At 71.4% G+C, this 13,830-nt stretch carries 14 protein-coding genes and 1 pseudogene; 6 read left to right on the top strand and 9 right to left on the bottom strand.

What is annotated here, in order from left to right:
* The first annotated feature begins 89 nt into the window (after positions 1-89).
* Positions 90-263 carry a CsbD family protein gene (locus RIU97_RS39475; RefSeq protein ID WP_404962284.1) on the top strand — a complete coding sequence of 58 codons (174 nt, stop codon included), beginning with the start codon at positions 90-92 and terminating at the stop codon, positions 261-263.
* Positions 264-359: 96 nt separating this feature from the next.
* On the opposite strand, the gene RIU97_RS39470 is transcribed toward RIU97_RS39475, so the two are convergent.
* Positions 360-677, bottom strand: a complete 318-nt coding sequence (locus RIU97_RS39470; protein ID WP_404962283.1) for an ArsR/SmtB family transcription factor — start codon at positions 675-677, stop codon at positions 360-362.
* A gap of 101 nt (positions 678-778) precedes the next feature.
* On the opposite strand from RIU97_RS39470, the gene RIU97_RS39465 reads away from it, so the two are divergent.
* Positions 779-1,087, top strand: coding sequence for a putative quinol monooxygenase (locus RIU97_RS39465; RefSeq protein ID WP_404962282.1), 309 nt, complete (start codon positions 779-781; stop codon positions 1,085-1,087).
* A gap of 140 nt (positions 1,088-1,227) precedes the next feature.
* Positions 1,228-2,460, top strand: coding sequence for an FAD-dependent oxidoreductase (locus RIU97_RS39460; protein ID WP_404962281.1), 1,233 nt, complete (start codon positions 1,228-1,230; stop codon positions 2,458-2,460).
* A gap of 26 nt (positions 2,461-2,486) precedes the next feature.
* Here the strand turns inward: RIU97_RS39460 and RIU97_RS39455 are convergent, their stop codons facing one another.
* Positions 2,487-3,440 (bottom strand): LysR family transcriptional regulator, encoded by a 954-nt coding sequence (locus RIU97_RS39455; RefSeq protein WP_404962280.1) that lies wholly within the window; start codon positions 3,438-3,440, stop codon positions 2,487-2,489.
* Positions 3,441-3,542: 102 nt separating this feature from the next.
* Here RIU97_RS39455 and RIU97_RS39450 point away from each other — a divergent pair, with 102 nt between their 5' ends.
* Both RIU97_RS39450 and RIU97_RS39445 read left to right on the top strand, forming a co-directional pair.
* On the top strand, positions 3,543-4,436 hold the full coding sequence (locus RIU97_RS39450; RefSeq protein WP_404962279.1) for an NAD(P)H-binding protein: 894 nt from the start codon (positions 3,543-3,545) through the stop codon (positions 4,434-4,436).
* Positions 4,437-4,508: 72 nt separating this feature from the next.
* A complete protein-coding gene (locus RIU97_RS39445; protein ID WP_404962278.1) occupies positions 4,509-4,874 on the top strand; it encodes a darcynin family protein in 366 nt (121 codons plus the stop codon).
* A gap of 27 nt (positions 4,875-4,901) precedes the next feature.
* On the opposite strand, the gene RIU97_RS39440 is transcribed toward RIU97_RS39445, so the two are convergent.
* The 6 genes from RIU97_RS39440 to RIU97_RS39415 all read right to left on the bottom strand — a co-directional run bounded on the left by RIU97_RS39440 (position 4,902) and on the right by RIU97_RS39415 (position 11,567).
* A complete protein-coding gene (locus tag RIU97_RS39440) occupies positions 4,902-5,579 on the bottom strand; it encodes a hypothetical protein (protein WP_404962277.1) in 678 nt (225 codons plus the stop codon).
* A 159-nt stretch (positions 5,580-5,738) separates the two neighbouring features.
* On the bottom strand, positions 5,739-8,114 hold the full coding sequence (locus RIU97_RS39435; RefSeq protein WP_404962276.1) for a DUF6777 domain-containing protein: 2,376 nt from the start codon (positions 8,112-8,114) through the stop codon (positions 5,739-5,741).
* 622 nt (positions 8,115-8,736) lie between these two features.
* The gene (locus tag RIU97_RS39430) at positions 8,737-9,315 is read right to left on the bottom strand and encodes a hypothetical protein (RefSeq protein WP_404962275.1); all 579 of its coding nucleotides are present in this window, start codon (positions 9,313-9,315) and stop codon (positions 8,737-8,739) included.
* Positions 9,316-9,401: 86 nt separating this feature from the next.
* Positions 9,402-9,941, bottom strand: coding sequence for a hypothetical protein (locus RIU97_RS39425; RefSeq protein WP_404962274.1), 540 nt, complete (start codon positions 9,939-9,941; stop codon positions 9,402-9,404).
* A 208-nt stretch (positions 9,942-10,149) separates the two neighbouring features.
* Positions 10,150-10,920: a class E sortase gene (locus RIU97_RS39420; RefSeq protein ID WP_404962273.1), complete on the bottom strand. Its 771-nt coding sequence runs from the start codon at positions 10,918-10,920 to the stop codon at positions 10,150-10,152.
* A gap of 152 nt (positions 10,921-11,072) precedes the next feature.
* The gene (locus RIU97_RS39415) at positions 11,073-11,567 is read right to left on the bottom strand and encodes a hypothetical protein (RefSeq protein ID WP_404962272.1); all 495 of its coding nucleotides are present in this window, start codon (positions 11,565-11,567) and stop codon (positions 11,073-11,075) included.
* Positions 11,568-11,724: 157 nt separating this feature from the next.
* On the opposite strand from RIU97_RS39415, the pseudogene RIU97_RS39410 reads away from it, so the two are divergent.
* Positions 11,725-12,340, top strand: a pseudogene (locus RIU97_RS39410) (TOPRIM nucleotidyl transferase/hydrolase domain-containing protein).
* Between the two features lie 26 nt (positions 12,341-12,366).
* On the opposite strand, the gene RIU97_RS39405 reads toward RIU97_RS39410, so the two are convergent.
* A complete protein-coding gene (locus RIU97_RS39405) occupies positions 12,367-13,533 on the bottom strand; it encodes an alanine--tRNA ligase-related protein (protein ID WP_404962271.1) in 1,167 nt (388 codons plus the stop codon).
* Positions 13,534-13,830 lie beyond the last annotated feature (297 nt).

The following is a 13,830-nucleotide window of genomic DNA, read 5'->3' as shown; positions in this document are numbered from 1 at the left end:
CTCGGTCCCGCGGCCCACGTTTGCGGGCCGCAATCGGGGTCAGACGCGGAGAACAAGGCATTTCCCGCACCCACAGGGAGTGATCAGCTGTGTCGAGGGACGAGAAGAGCCGGGCCAAGGCCGAGCAGGCCAAGGGCAAGCTCAAGGAGGCGGCCGGCCGCCTGGTGGGCAATGAGCGGCTGACCGCCGAAGGCCGCGCCGAGCGGGCGAAGGGCGATGCCCGCCAGGCCAAGGAGAAGATCAAGGACATTTTCAAGCGGTGACCTGGCCGCACCGCGGATGTGCCTCGGTCCCGAACCCGTCGGGGGTTCGGGACCGAGGCACGTCCGTACGCCGACGTCGCCGGGACGGGTCCGGGGCTACTCGGCCGGCTCGGCCGCCACGATGCCCAGCAGTCCGGGGAACCGCTGCTCGATGTCGGCCCGGCGCAGGCTGGCCATCCGGCTGTTGCCCCGGTCGACCTGCCGGATCAGCCCGGCCTCGCGGAGCGCGCGGAAGTGGTGCGTGACGGTCGCCTTGGACACCGGCAGCCCGAAGGAGCTGCACGTCCGTGCCGCGCCGTCGGGTTCGGCCGCCAGCTCACGCACCACTCGGCGGCGCAGTGGATCCGCCAGCGCGGAGAGCACGGGGCCGAGCTCCATCTCCTCGATGCTCGGGTGGCCTTCGCCGTCGGGCATTCGGGACACCTCCCTTCAGGTATGGATTGCATCGTACCTATGAGTTCGATAACGTCCGGCAGGTACGAGATTCATTGTACCTATCGGGGGGAGAACCCTGCATGTCCCAGCCGTTCGCACTCGTCGGCACCGCACGCCCCAAGCCCGAACGCGCCGAGGAGTTGAAGCGACTCCTGCTCTCGTTCGTCGAGCCGACCCGGCAGGAGTCCGGCTGTCTCGAGTACCACTTCCACGAGGATCGCAACGAGCCCGGCGTCTTCGTCTTCTACGAGGCCTGGCGCTCCCAGGCCGATCTCGACGCCCACCTCGCCCTCCCCCACATGCAGGCCTTCTGGGAGCAGCGCATGGACTACCTGGAGTCCGACCTCGACATACGCTTTCTCACGATGCACAGCCCCTACCAGTGGTGACGTCGGCCGCCCGCAAGTAGCGCGGGACGAGGGCCTGCTGAAGGCCGGTCAGGTCGGCGTCGCCGCTACCGGCCCGGCCGCCTCCTGTGCGGTATACCTCCCCTGGGACTCACCCGAGCCCCGCGAAGGGAGTGGTTGCCGTGGAGCGCACGACGTGCTGCGTGGTGGGAGGCGGGCCGGCCGGAATGGTGCTGGCGCTGCTGCTGGCCCGGGCCGGTGTGGAGGTGACGGTGCTGGAGAAACACGGCGACTTCCTGCGCGACTTCCGCGGTGACACCGTGCACCCCTCGACCCTTGCGCTGCTCGACGACATCGGCCTCGCCGAACGGTTCGCCCAGCTGCCGCAGCGTCGCGTGACCACGGTGCAGCTGCCGCTCGGGCCGGACCGGTCCCTGGTCACGATCGGGAACATCGGGGCGCTGCACGGAAAGTACAACTACATCGCGATGGTGCCCCAGTGGGACCTGCTCGACCTCCTCGCCGACGAAGCGGCCCGGGAACCCTCGTTCCGCCTGCGCATGGACACCGAGGCGACGTCGTTCCTCATCGAGCGCGGACGCGTCACGGGCGTGCGCTACCGCACCGCGGACGGCAGCACCGGCGAACTCAGGGCCACCCTGACCGTGGCCTGCGACGGCCGCGGCTCGCTGGCCAGGGACCTGACCGAGCTCGGCCTGGAGGACTTCCCGTGCCCGATGGACGCCTGGTGGTTCCGCCTGCCGCGCCACGAGGACGACCCCAGCGGACTCGTGGGCGGACTGGGCGACCGGTTCTTCACCGCGCTCATCGACCGCGGCGACTACTGGCAGTGCGCCGCGCTCATCCCCAAGGGAACCGACGTCGAGCGCCGCGCCGAGGGCTTGGAGCGCTTCATGTCCCGCTTCACGGCCGCCGTCCCGTGGCTGGCCGACCGGAGCCACGCCGTCACCTCCTGGGACGAGGTGAAACTGCTCGACGTACGGCTCGACCGGCTGCGCCGCTGGCACCGCCCCGGGCTGCTGTGCATCGGCGACGCCGCCCACGCGATGTCACCCGTCGGCGGCATCGGCATCAACCTCGCCGTACAGGACGCGGTGGCCGCGGCCCGCTACCTCGTGCGGCCGCTGCGCGAGGGCACCGTGGGACTGCGCGACGTGCGCCGCGTCCAACACCGCCGCTGGCCCACCACCGTGGCGACCCAGGGCCTCCAGCGCCTGGCCCACACCCAGGTCATCGGTCCGCTGCTGGCCGGCCGCACCGCGTTCGGCGATCCCCGGCGGGCCAAGCGGATGACGGAGCTCGTCACCGAGTCGCGGTGGCTGAACCGGATCCCGGCGTACTTCATCGCGTACGGAGCCATGCGCGAGCGCCCCCCGAAGGAATCGCTGCGCTGATCGACCACCCCGACGGGGCGGACGGATCATGCCGTTGGGCTCCCGGGCGGGCAGAGGGTCCGGCGGATGGCGTTGCGGAGCCAGTGGTGGGCTCGGTCGGCCGCATGGCGGGGGTGCCAGGCCATGCCGACGGTCACGGGCGGCATCGTCAGGGGGATGTCCAGGAGGTGCAGTCCGAGGGCGATGGCGTCGTCGGTGAGGGGCGAGGGGGCGGCTCCGGGGAGTGCGGCGGGTACGAGGCAGACGATGTCGCTGCGCGCGGCGAGGGTCATGGCGGCCAGGTGGCTGGGGAGGACGATGCTGACCCGCCGATGAAGGTTCTGCTCGGCCAGGGCGGTGTCGAGGGGGCCGGTGAAGCGGCCGCGGCGGCTGACCGCGACGTGCTGGGCGGCGGCGAGCCGGGCCGGGGTCACGGGTCCTTCGGTCAGCGGATGGCCGGGCCGGACGGCCGCCACCATGCGGAGGCTGACCAGTTCCTCGACCCTGGTTTCGGGATCCACATGGTCGATGGACCCGACCTCCAGGTCGATGCGACCGTCGCGCAGGGCGGGACCGGCCTCCAACTCCTCGGCCCGGAGCCGGAACGAGACCCCCGGCGCCTCCTGCTCGGCCAGGCGCAGCAGTCCGGGGGCCAGTGCCGCGCCGACCAGGTCGGCGGTCTGCAGGGTGAAGGTGCTGCGCAGGGTGGCGGGGTCGACGCCGGTGTCGGGGCTGAGCAGGGCCCCGAGGCGCTGCACCACGGCCGCGGCTTCCTCACGCAGGGCCAGGGCGCGCGGGGTGGGGACCATGGTCTGCCCGGCCCGGACCAGCAGCGGATCCTGCAGGGTGCGGCGCAGGCGGGCGAGCGTGCGGCTCATGGCGGCGGGCGACGTGTGCAGGCGGGCGGCGGCCCGGGTGACGCTGTGCTCGGTCAGCAGGGCGTCCAACGCAATGGCGAGATTGGCATCGAGGGCCGAATCCGGGCTGCTCACCAGCACCATTCCATTTCAGTCAATGATTCCGTGCCGAAGTTCCCATTGTGGCATCCCTGAGATCCTCCGCAGGATGAGGGCGTACCGACCGGCACGACCTATGGGGTTTTCATGATCGTCATCACTGCTCCCACCGGGAACATCGGCCGTCCCCTGCTCTCCCGGCTCCTGGAGTCCGGCGCCGCCGCGGGCGAGGACCTGCGCGTGATCGTGCGCGACCCCGCCCGCCTTCCGGACGCGGCGCGCGGACGCGTCGAGGTGATCACCGGCTCGCACGGAGACGCCGAGGTCGTCGACCGGGCCTTCGAGGGTGCGGACGCCGTCTTCTGGCTCGTCCCCCCGGACGCCTCCCTGACTCCGCAGGACGCCTTCAGCGGCTTCACCCGCCCCGCCGTGAAGGCGCTCGCCGCCCACGGCGTCGGCCATGTCGTCGGCGTCTCCGCGCTCGGCCGCGGCACCCCGCTCGCCGAACGGGCCGGCCTCGTCACCGCCTCCCTCGCCATGGACGACCTCATCGCCGACAGCGGCGTCGCCTACCGGGCCCTGGCCAACCCGTCCTTCTTCGAGAACCTCCTGGAGGAGGCCGACTCGATCCGCGACAAGGGCGTCTTCACCGACGTCGTCGACGCCGACCGCAAGGCTCCCCTCGTCGCCTGCGCCGACATCGCGGCCGTCGCCGCCGGCCTGCTGCTGGACCGCTCGTGGACCGGCACCGACAGCGTCCCGGTCCTCGGCCCGCAGGACGTCTCCCCCAACGACCTGGCCCGCATCATGACCGAACAGCTCGGCCGCCCCGTCCGCTACGAACGCCGGCCGCTCGACGAGCTGCACACCACCCTCGTCGGCTACGGCCTCAACGAGGCGTTCGTCCAGGGCCTCGTCGACATGAAGCGGGCCAAGGACCAGGGCCTGGACGCCGGCGTCGCCCGCACCCCGGACACCGCCTCCCCCACCGGCTTCGAGCAGTGGTGCGCCCAGACCCTCAAGCCCGCCGTCCTCTCCTGAAGCCCACACCCGTCGCCGGAGCACGGAGTCGCCCGGCGCACCAAGACCCCCTGCCACGTTGGAGGCACCCTGATGTCCGCTGAAAAGACCGAACCACCGGTCACGGCGTTCATGCTCGTCAAGACCACACCCGAGTGGCTCGCCCTGACCGTCCGGCAACGCGTCGACGCCTTCACCACCCAGGTCCTGCCCGCGATCGAGGCCGGGACCACCGGCGTGCGGTCACGCTTCTACGACACCGAGTTCTACTCCGCGCGCGTCACCGACGTCTGGATGTGGGAAGCCGAAGACCACCACGCCTACCAGCTCCTCATCGACGCACTGCGCGAAACCCCGTTCTGGGACCGCTACTTCGAGGTCATCGACCTCCTCGTCGGCACCGAGAACGGCTACGCCCGCACCTACGGCCTCGAACCCGTCGCCACCATCACCACCTGACACACCGCGCGTGAATCCCGAGCAGTGTCATCCCCGGGGTTGCGGGCTGTCGGCGTACCAGTCGACGCGTGTCTGCGGGGTGACCGGCAGGGCTTCGAGCTCGTCGTTGTCCAGGATCTGCTCAGCGGGCTCGCTCGAGCAGCCGACGTAGGTGGACCGCAGGTCGTAGTCAGTGGTGACCACCCAGCTACGGTCCTGCGGCCACCAGAATTCCGGGCCGGCCGAACCCACCCTGTCCGCGACTTCCTCCCGTACGGATTCCAGACCGGCCAGGGAGGCATGGCGGATGAGTGGTTCTTCCTCACCCCAGCAGAGCGCCGCCAGGTCGTAGGCGAAGCAGATGCCCTGGTCGCCGGTCACGCCGGCGAGACGACGTGCCAGTGCGCCTCGGCTCCGGCCGTCAAGGGCCCCTTCTTCGGTCGTCCACACCAGTTCGCCCCCGGCGCCGTGCCGGTCAGGGAGCGAAAGGTGCGACAACTCAGAGTGGAAATCGATCCTTGCTGCCTCGGCCCACGTCTGCCACTTGCGGGTACGGCCCGACCCGTCCGTGGCCTCGAAACGGTGAAAGATGCGCAGGTACGCCTCGAATCCGCTCGGCACCAGCTCGGACACGACGTGCCCGGGGCCGGTACCGGGCCGGCCGAGCCGTTCCTGAAGCCAGGTCAACTCCGAGCCGTCGTACGTCCACTCCCGCGTCTGCGCCATGATGTCCATTCTCCCGGACTGCCCGGGCCCGCCTCCCGGGCCAAGGCGGAGCGCAGTTCAGCCGGCCGGTCAAGGTGCGCAGCCACGGACGCAGCCACCGCAGGCATCGCCCGCGGTGGCTCAGCCGGAGCTCATCGCCCGGGCAACCGGACCACCGGATCACCCGGACTGCTCCTCCGCCCCCTGCCCACTACCGGAATCCCCGCCCTGCTGCCTCCCCGGATCGCTACCGGGATCCTGACCGGGCGGCTGCCCCGTTCCCTGGCCCGGCACCTTCCCCTGGCCGTTGCCGGAGCCGGTGCCGGATTCCTGGCCCGGCGCCTTTCCCGGGTCCTGACCCGAGTGCTTGCCCGGCTCGCTCCCGGGCGCCTTGCCCGGGTCATTGCCACCGCCGTTGCCCGGGGCCTTACCCGGACCCTGCCCCGGCACCTTCCCGGACTCCCGGTTCGGGTCCTGGCCCGGCACACTCCCGGAATCCTGACCGGGGACCTTGTCCGACTCCTGGCCCGGCGCTTTCCCCGGGCCGTTGCCGGGGCCCTTCCCGGACTCCTGACCCGGCACCTTCCCGGACTCCTGACCCGAGTGCTTGCCCGGCTCGTTCCCGGGCGATGCCTTTCCGGGGTCCTCGCCGGCATCCTTCTCCGGCGCCTTGCCCGGTTCCTGGCCCGACTCCTTTTCCGGCACCTTCCCGGGGGTCTTGTCCGGGTCGTGGCCCGGCACCTTCCCCGAGTCCTGGCCCCGCTCCTTGCCCGAGTCCTGGCCGGGCACCTTGCCGGGGTCCTGACCCGGGTGCTTGTCCGGCTTCTCCCCCGAGCCCTTGCCCGGGCCCTTGTCCGACTCCTTACCCGGCACCTTGTCCGGCGCCTTGCCGCTGTCCTTGCCGGGCTCCTGACCCCGCTCCTTGCCCGGTGCCTGGCCGGACTCGTCACCCGGCAGCTTTTCCGTCTCCTTGCTCGGCTCCTTGCCGGACTCCTGCCCCGGCACCTTTCCCGAGTCCTCGCCCGAGCCCTTGTCCGAGCCCTTGTCCGAGCCCTTGTCCGACTCCTTACCCGGCACCTTGTCCGGCGCCTTACCGCTGTCCTTGCCGGGCTCCTGACCCCGCTCCTTGCCCGGTGCCTGGCCGGACTCATCACCCGGCAGTTTTCCCGCGTCCTTGCTCGAACCCTTGTCCGGGTCCGGGACCGACTCCTTGCCCGTGCCCTGGCCTGGAGCCTTGCCCGACTCCTGGCCGGACTCCTCGTCCGGGGCCTGGCCCGGCACCTTGACTGGTTCCTTCCCCGGGTCCTCGCCAGGCTCCTGGCCGGACTCCTTGCCCGGCACCTTCCCGGGGGCCGTGTCAGGGTCCTGGCCTTGCTCCTTGACGACACCCTTGCCGGGCGCCTGGCCCGGTACCTTGTCCGGGTCCTGGCCCGGTACCTTGTCCGGCACCTTCGCCGGGGCCTGTCCGGACTCCTGAGGCGGCGCCTTGCCGGGCTCCTGGCCCGGGACCTTCCCCGCGTCCTGACCCGGGACCGCGCCCGGCTTCTGGCCCGGTTCCTGGAGCGGTGCCTTGCCAGGGGCCTGGCCCGGGACGTTGCCCGGGTTCTGACCCGGGACGTTGCCCGGGGCCTGGCCCGGGACGTTGCCCGGGGCCTCGCCCGGGACGTTGCCCGGGGCGTTCCCCGGGGTGCTGCCCGGGGCCGTGTCCGTGCCCTTGTCAGGGGGCGTCTGCACCGATCCCGGGTGGGCCGCCGGCAGGACCGGGTAGGCCGAGCCGGGCGTCTGGCCCTGCGGGGGCGGGACCGGACGGTCGTGCCTGCCCTCCGCCGCTCCGCTCGGGCGCTCGTACCATCCCTTGCGGCCCTGGTCGAAGACCGTGACGGTCTTCACCGGCTTCGCGGTCGGCCTGACCGCAACGAGGCCGGAGGACCGGAACGAGGACCACTTCTCACCGCTGTACGTCTGCCTGCCCCTGACCGCGACCGGCGGGCCCAAGGGGTTGCCGCAGGCGCAGCGCACCCTGGGCACGCCGCGGCCGTCGACCAGAACGGGCGTGCCGGCCTGCAGGACCGCCTGGTAGCTGGTGGGCGCGTTGTTCCGGTACCCGTGGTTGGTGACCCGGGTGTCCCAGCCCAGCCGGACGGGGGTCAGCGACCGCAGGTACGAGGGAATCCGGGGCTGGCGGATACCCAGCGAGACGGCAAACGCCCTGCCCTTGTCCGGGTGCTGCGTGAGGAAGCGGATCTGCTTCTCCACGTCACAGCTCACGACGTTCCGCGTGCCTCCGTACAGCCCCGGATACCCACCATCGACCTCGAGCGTGCGCGCAGCGCCCGTGGCGCTCGTGGCGTCAGCGCCGACCTTCGCCTTCCCGCCGGCGGCCATCGGCGTGACCTGGGCGACGCTCTCGGCCTGAGTGGCCGTCGAAGGAGTGAACGGATCCGGCCCGACCTCAGGAGCGGCCTGGAGGAAGACCTCACCGCCCACCGCGGTGTTCCCGCCCAGCACGATGAAGCTGAGGACGACCGCCGACACCACGGCCACCGCCGTACTCATGCTCAGCACGGCCCAGCGCGATCGCCACCGACGACCCCGCCCGCCGCCGCCCGCCGGCGAAAGCGAGGACCCGGCGGAAGACACGGGCAGAGGGCCCGACGGCGGCCCCGACGGCGAAGCCCCCGCCGGAGGCGGAGGCACTGATGGCGGCGGAGGCGGCGGAGGCGGTGCGTGCTCGCCCCGGCCCGACAAAGGGCCGGGCGGAGGACCAGTGGGACGCTCGGAAGAAGGAGGCAGGGAACTCACGCGTCTCGCCCCCCGACATAAGGCAGCGGGTAAACAATGGTGACTCGCATGCGCTCACTCCTTCCGAACCGTCAACGCCTCCACATCCCGGAGGTGAAACCTGGAATACCGACAAGGACCACGCACTGCGCGTACGTCCATCTCCTGAGTAAGCCCCCTCCCCCCGGCCACGTCATGCCGCGACCTTTCGGGGCTTGACAAAGGGCGCGAAGCACACCCCCCGGGCAGGCGTGTGCGTGTGATCGCCGAGCCGGACCAGTGCGGCGGCCGCCCCGAGGCGGTCGAGCACTCGGGCATCGCCTGGACGCACATCCGGCCGTCGGCAGTGATGGCTGACGTCATCGAGGCCGGGGTCCCGGCACTTGAGACTCGACGCTTAGCCGGGGAAGCCCGCGGGGACCTTCCCGCACTGCGAGAAGACGCTGACGGCGAGCGTGCCCGTGGGCTCGTACCATCTGACGTCGACCGTGTCACCGGTGTCCGGGTTCTCGAAACGGAATCCCATGCTGGTGATGTTCTCGCCGATGAGCTTCCAGCCCTGCTGTGACAGCCGGCTGCGGACGCGTTCCTGACCGGTGCGGGCGATGGCCTCCGGAACACCGGTGGTGCTCGTGTCGAGATCGAAGCTGTAAACGTCCCGGCGGGACTGGTCGATGTGGGCGAAGCCCCGCAGTCCGCGGTAGTAGCAGGCACCCGTTTCCACTCGATACGGCCCCTCGGCAGCCGTCCTGGTCAGAGCCAGGTCGTCGTGTACGCGTTCGACCTCCGCGCGGAGTCGAGTGCCGACCACGTTCGGGTCGACCTCCGGGTACGGCGCGCCGTTCCACAGGCGGTAGCCGGCCCAGGACACGGCCGCAAGGAGTGTGACGCCGCCGAGTATCAGCGCCGTACGGACGAGGCGGCGCGCGCTCGAGCGGGGTGGGACCTTGCTGGTTGCGGACTGAACGGAGCTCATGGTCTGAGCGTAGGCGCGGGGCATCGGGTGGACCTCGGGGCGGCTACTCAGATCCACGTGAGTAGCCGCCCTGACGATCGGTCGGCTCAGCGGAAGAGCATGGACGCGTCCCCGGCCGGGGTGGCGACCGATCCCGGACACAGGAAGCTGCCCGAGGTCTTGGCGGCGGTGAAGGCCCGGTTGATGTACTTCCGGCTCACCCCGTCGCGGTCCCACACGATGTTCGTCGCCTTGTAGCGGCAGGAGATGAAGCTCTGCCTGCCGGTGATGTCGATCAGATCGGTCCGCGCTGTTCCGGCTGCGTCGTCGAAGGTGAAGGCGGGGTTGTTGTTGAGGCTGGCGGCGATGCCGCCGCCGCAGCCCAGGTTGCCTCCCGGCGTGTTGATCGTGGTGCGGTCGACGGTGAGCGCGGCCGGGGCAGCGGCGCTGGTGCTCGCGTTGGTCCAGCTGCAACTGTTGCCGGCGACCACGATCACGCCGTCGACCTTCTGGTCGGCGGCCGCGGCTCCGGTGCCGTGCGCGAGGGCGGTTCCGGTACTGGTGAAGGCCGCCGCGACGACCAGGGTCGCGATCCCGGCGATGCGGGCGATGCGGGTGCTGTGCCTGATGGGGGTGGTGTGCCTCATGATTCGCTCCTCCATGCCACGTGCTGGTGGGGGTGGGCGAGGCGCTGGGCCTCTCAGAGGGTGCGGAGTGCGTGCCCGGAGAGTCCCACAGCCACCGTGAACTGTCAGGAGCATGTCATCAGCATGAGGAGATTTGGCTGAAACTACCCGTCGGTACGAGATCGTGATCCCGGTCCGGTACGGCCCGCCCCCGTCCGGGCCGGGTGCGTCAACGGGCCGCGGAGGTCTTGCGCAGCACGCCTATCTTGTCGATGCGGTGCTCGGGGTTGCCCTGGGCGTCGCTCCAGAAGTTGCCCTCGGCGTGGTCCTCCGGCGTGGCGCAGGTCGAGATCGTGATCATGGCCTGGGTGGGGGCCACCCCGGGCGCCCCTGGCACGGCCGCGCGCTGTTCGCCGAGCGAGCGCTCCGACCGGAAGGACGTCTTGCGGGTCGCGACGATCTCGTAGGTGTACTCCACCTTCCCGACGGTCACGAGGACCGTGTCGCCCTTGTCCACGGAGGGCAGCTCGCGCAGCGGACCGCCTGCCGACAGCCGGTGCGCGGTGATCAGGTAATTGCCCACCTGACCGGGTCCGACTCCGCCCAGCTTCCCGTAGGGGCTGGCCGCGTGACCGAGATCCTGGATGCGGGTGCCCGGCACGTCGTCGGTGGTGCCCTCGTACGGCGTCACGCGCAGTCCCGAGATGCCCACAGAAGGTATGGACAGGACCGAGGCCTGGGTTCGGGCGCCGGCGTACGAGGCGGCCGCGGACGCCGGCGCGGAGGCAGCGGGGGCAGTGGGGGACGGTTCAGCGGCGGGCGCGTACGTCGCGGAGGCGGCGGGCGGGGCAGCAGCCGGGGCCGAGGCGGGTATGGCTGCGGTCGTCTGCGGGCGAGCCGCGGCACCGGCGGCAGCCGAGGGAGCGCACGCCGCCAGCAGGGCGGCCACGGCTCCGGCGAGTACGGCGGGCACGGCACGGGACGGGAACGGCAAGGACATGGGCGTTTTCCGTGTCGGTCGGTCGTCCGGGCCGTGCGGCAGGTGTGTGACCCGGTTCAGCGGCCAGAGTGACATACAGAGCAAGAGGTCCATAAGGGTCCAGGTCTGTGACCTCCCTCCCCCGGCCCGACCCGGCGCCGGCAGAGCGCGCGTCAGCTCGTGCGTTGCCCCGGTCCCTCGATACGGCGGCTCGCCGCGTTCCGGACCCGACGGGTGCGTCCGTGCTCGGCGAGCAGGGTGAGGGCGTCGGGCGAGGTGACGACCTGCGCGGCCGATGCCGTGCGCTGGAACCAGTCGGACGCGCCGGTGAGCTCCTCGGCCGTCCACGGCTCGTCGAGGGCGACCGTCCGCAGGAGGGTCCACTCGCGCAAGCGGCGGACCAGGAAGGGCCGGTCCCCGATGACCGCGGCCATCATCCGGGCCCAGGCGGGGAATCCGGACCCGGTCAGCAAGTGGGCCGCCCGGCGCTCCAGGTGGCGGTTCACCGCGGACTCCGCCATCGACACGCAGTCGTCGCGGAGTATCCCGGCCACCAGGTCGGCCTCGTCTGCCTCCAGCACGCTCTCCGGGACGCCGTCCAGGACCTGCAGGTAGCGGGCGTAACGCCGGTGCTCGGGGGGTTCTTCGTCGATCTCGGGTGCAGTCATGCGGCCATTCCATCGTTTCGCGCGATCAGCCGGTACCCCCGGAGCCGACATCCGCGTCCCCCACCGCGGTCCTGTGCGGGTGTCCGGGCCTGGCCTCCGGGCTCCCGGCGCCGAATATTCCGTACCGTGCCGTCGGTCGAGGTAGGAGACTCGCTTCATGGTGGACATGCGCATGTTCCGGGATGAGGTCAGCGGCTGGGCGGGGGGCGGCTCCGGCGGGCCGGCGAGTGATCTGGCCGTACGACTGGGGGTGCGGACCGCGGTGCTTCTGGAAGGGCCGAGTGACCTCGCGGCCGTGGAGACCCTGGCCGGGCGGCGTGGACGCGACCTCGCCGCCGAGGGGGTGCGTCGTGCAGATGGGCGGGGCGATGAGCGTAGCCCGGTACGCCGGCCTCCTCGGCCCGCCGGGCCTCGGCCTGCGCCTGGCAGGACTGTGCGACGCGGGCGAGCAGGGCTTCTTCGACCGAGGCCTGACCAGGGCGAGGGCGCCGCGCCGGGGCATCTTCGTGTGCGTGGCGGACCTGGAGGACGAGCTCATCCGCGCGCTGGGCACGCCGAGGGTCGAGGAGGTCGTCGAGACCGAGGGCGATCTCCGCGCCTGGCAGACCTTCGTGCGCCAGCCCGCACAGCACGGCCGGTCGCGGCAGCAGCAGTTGCGGCGCTTCCTCGGGACGAAGAAGGGCCGCAAGATCCGCTACGGGCGGCTCCTCGTCGAGGCCCTGGACCTCGACGAGGTGCCGGCTCCCCTCGATGGGCTCCTCGCGAGCCTGTGACCGGACACCGGACGTACCGCGCTACCTCACTCCTGCCGCAGGCTCGTGACCAGCTCGCGCGGCAGGCCATGGGTGTCGTGGAGGTAATGGAAGTCCTCTCCGCTCAGCGGGCCTTGGAACCGGGGCCGGGCGAGCACGTTCCGGCCGCGCTCGAGGAGCCGGCGGAACCGGCGTTCCTCCTCCAGCAGTATCCGCAGCACGTCTCCCGGGCTCATGTCCAGCCGGAAGTGGTCCAGGGTGTGCCGGACCACTTCGTCCGGCAGATCGCCCACGCTGCGCGAGGGGTCCTCCCGCCACAGCACGGTGAGCACCCGTCGCAGCAGGCGTCGTAGTACGTAGCCCTGTCCGGTGTTGGCCGGGCGCACGCCGTCGCCGAGTACGACGATGGCCGAGCGCAGGTGGTCGCAGACCAGCCGCAGCGTGGACTGGTCCAGGGGCCAGAGGTTCGGCACGAGGCGGCGCCAGGGGTCGAAGACGTCGCAGTCGAACACGGACGACTTGCCCTGGAGCAGTGAGGCCAGCCGCTCCAGGCCGAGTCCGGTGTCGACGTTGCGCTGGGGAAGGGGCACGAGGGAGCCGTCGTCGAGCCGGCGGTGGCTCATCGTGACGTGGTTCCACACCTCCACCCAGCGGTCGTCCCGGGCGGGCGTCGACTCGGGTGGGCAGTCACCGCTCCACAGGAAGATCTCGGAGTCGGGACCGCACGGTCCGACGGGTCCGTTGGACCACCAGTTGTCCTCCACGGTGAGCTCGACCGGGACTCCGCGGTCCTGCCACAGCCGAAGGGAGGCGGTGTCCGGCCCGGTCTGGCCGTCGCCGGCGAAGACGGTGGCGTGGAGCAGTCCGGGATCGACGCCCAGGCCCTCGGTGAGCAGCCCGTATCCCCAGTCGAGGCTGAGCGGGCCTTCGTAGTCGCCCAGCGACCAGGTGCCGAGCATCTCGAAGACCGTCAGGTGGGTGGCGTCGCCGACCTCCTCAAGGTCCGTGGTGCGCAGACAGCGCTGCACGTTGACCAGCCGCTTGCCCAGCGGATGGGGGCGGCCCTCCAGGTACGGGGTGAGCGGGTGCATGCCGGAGGTGGTGAAGAGCACGGGGTCGCCGGGTGGCGGGAGCAGCGTCGAGCCGACGATGCGGCGGTGGTCGCGCTCTTCGAAGTACTCGACGAACGTCTTGACGAGGTGTTCCGTATGCATGGGGTGCGTCCTTCGCGTCACAGCGGGGAGGGCACCGGAGAACGGACCGTTCGAACGTCCGGCCGGGGCGGGGAGGCCACGGCACTACCGACGGACCGTTGTCCGGTCGCCGGGGAGATGGGGAAGGTCAGGCGGCGGCAACCGGCGAGCTGGTCGCTCGCGCGGTCGCGGTGATGGTGAGGCCGGTGACGTTCATGCGGCCGACCATAACGCGCCCTGACCAGCGGCGCACCCGAATTTGCCGCCGGAACGGCGACACGGAGGGGGACGGGACGGTCGGGCCCGAGTGGCCCGCGC

Source organism: Streptomyces sp. 147326, from assembly GCF_045000215.1.
Lineage (GTDB): Bacteria > Actinomycetota > Actinomycetes > Streptomycetales > Streptomycetaceae > Streptomyces.
The sequence above is the reverse complement of the archived record's forward strand: the minus strand, read 5'-3'. Positions and strand labels throughout refer to the sequence as shown.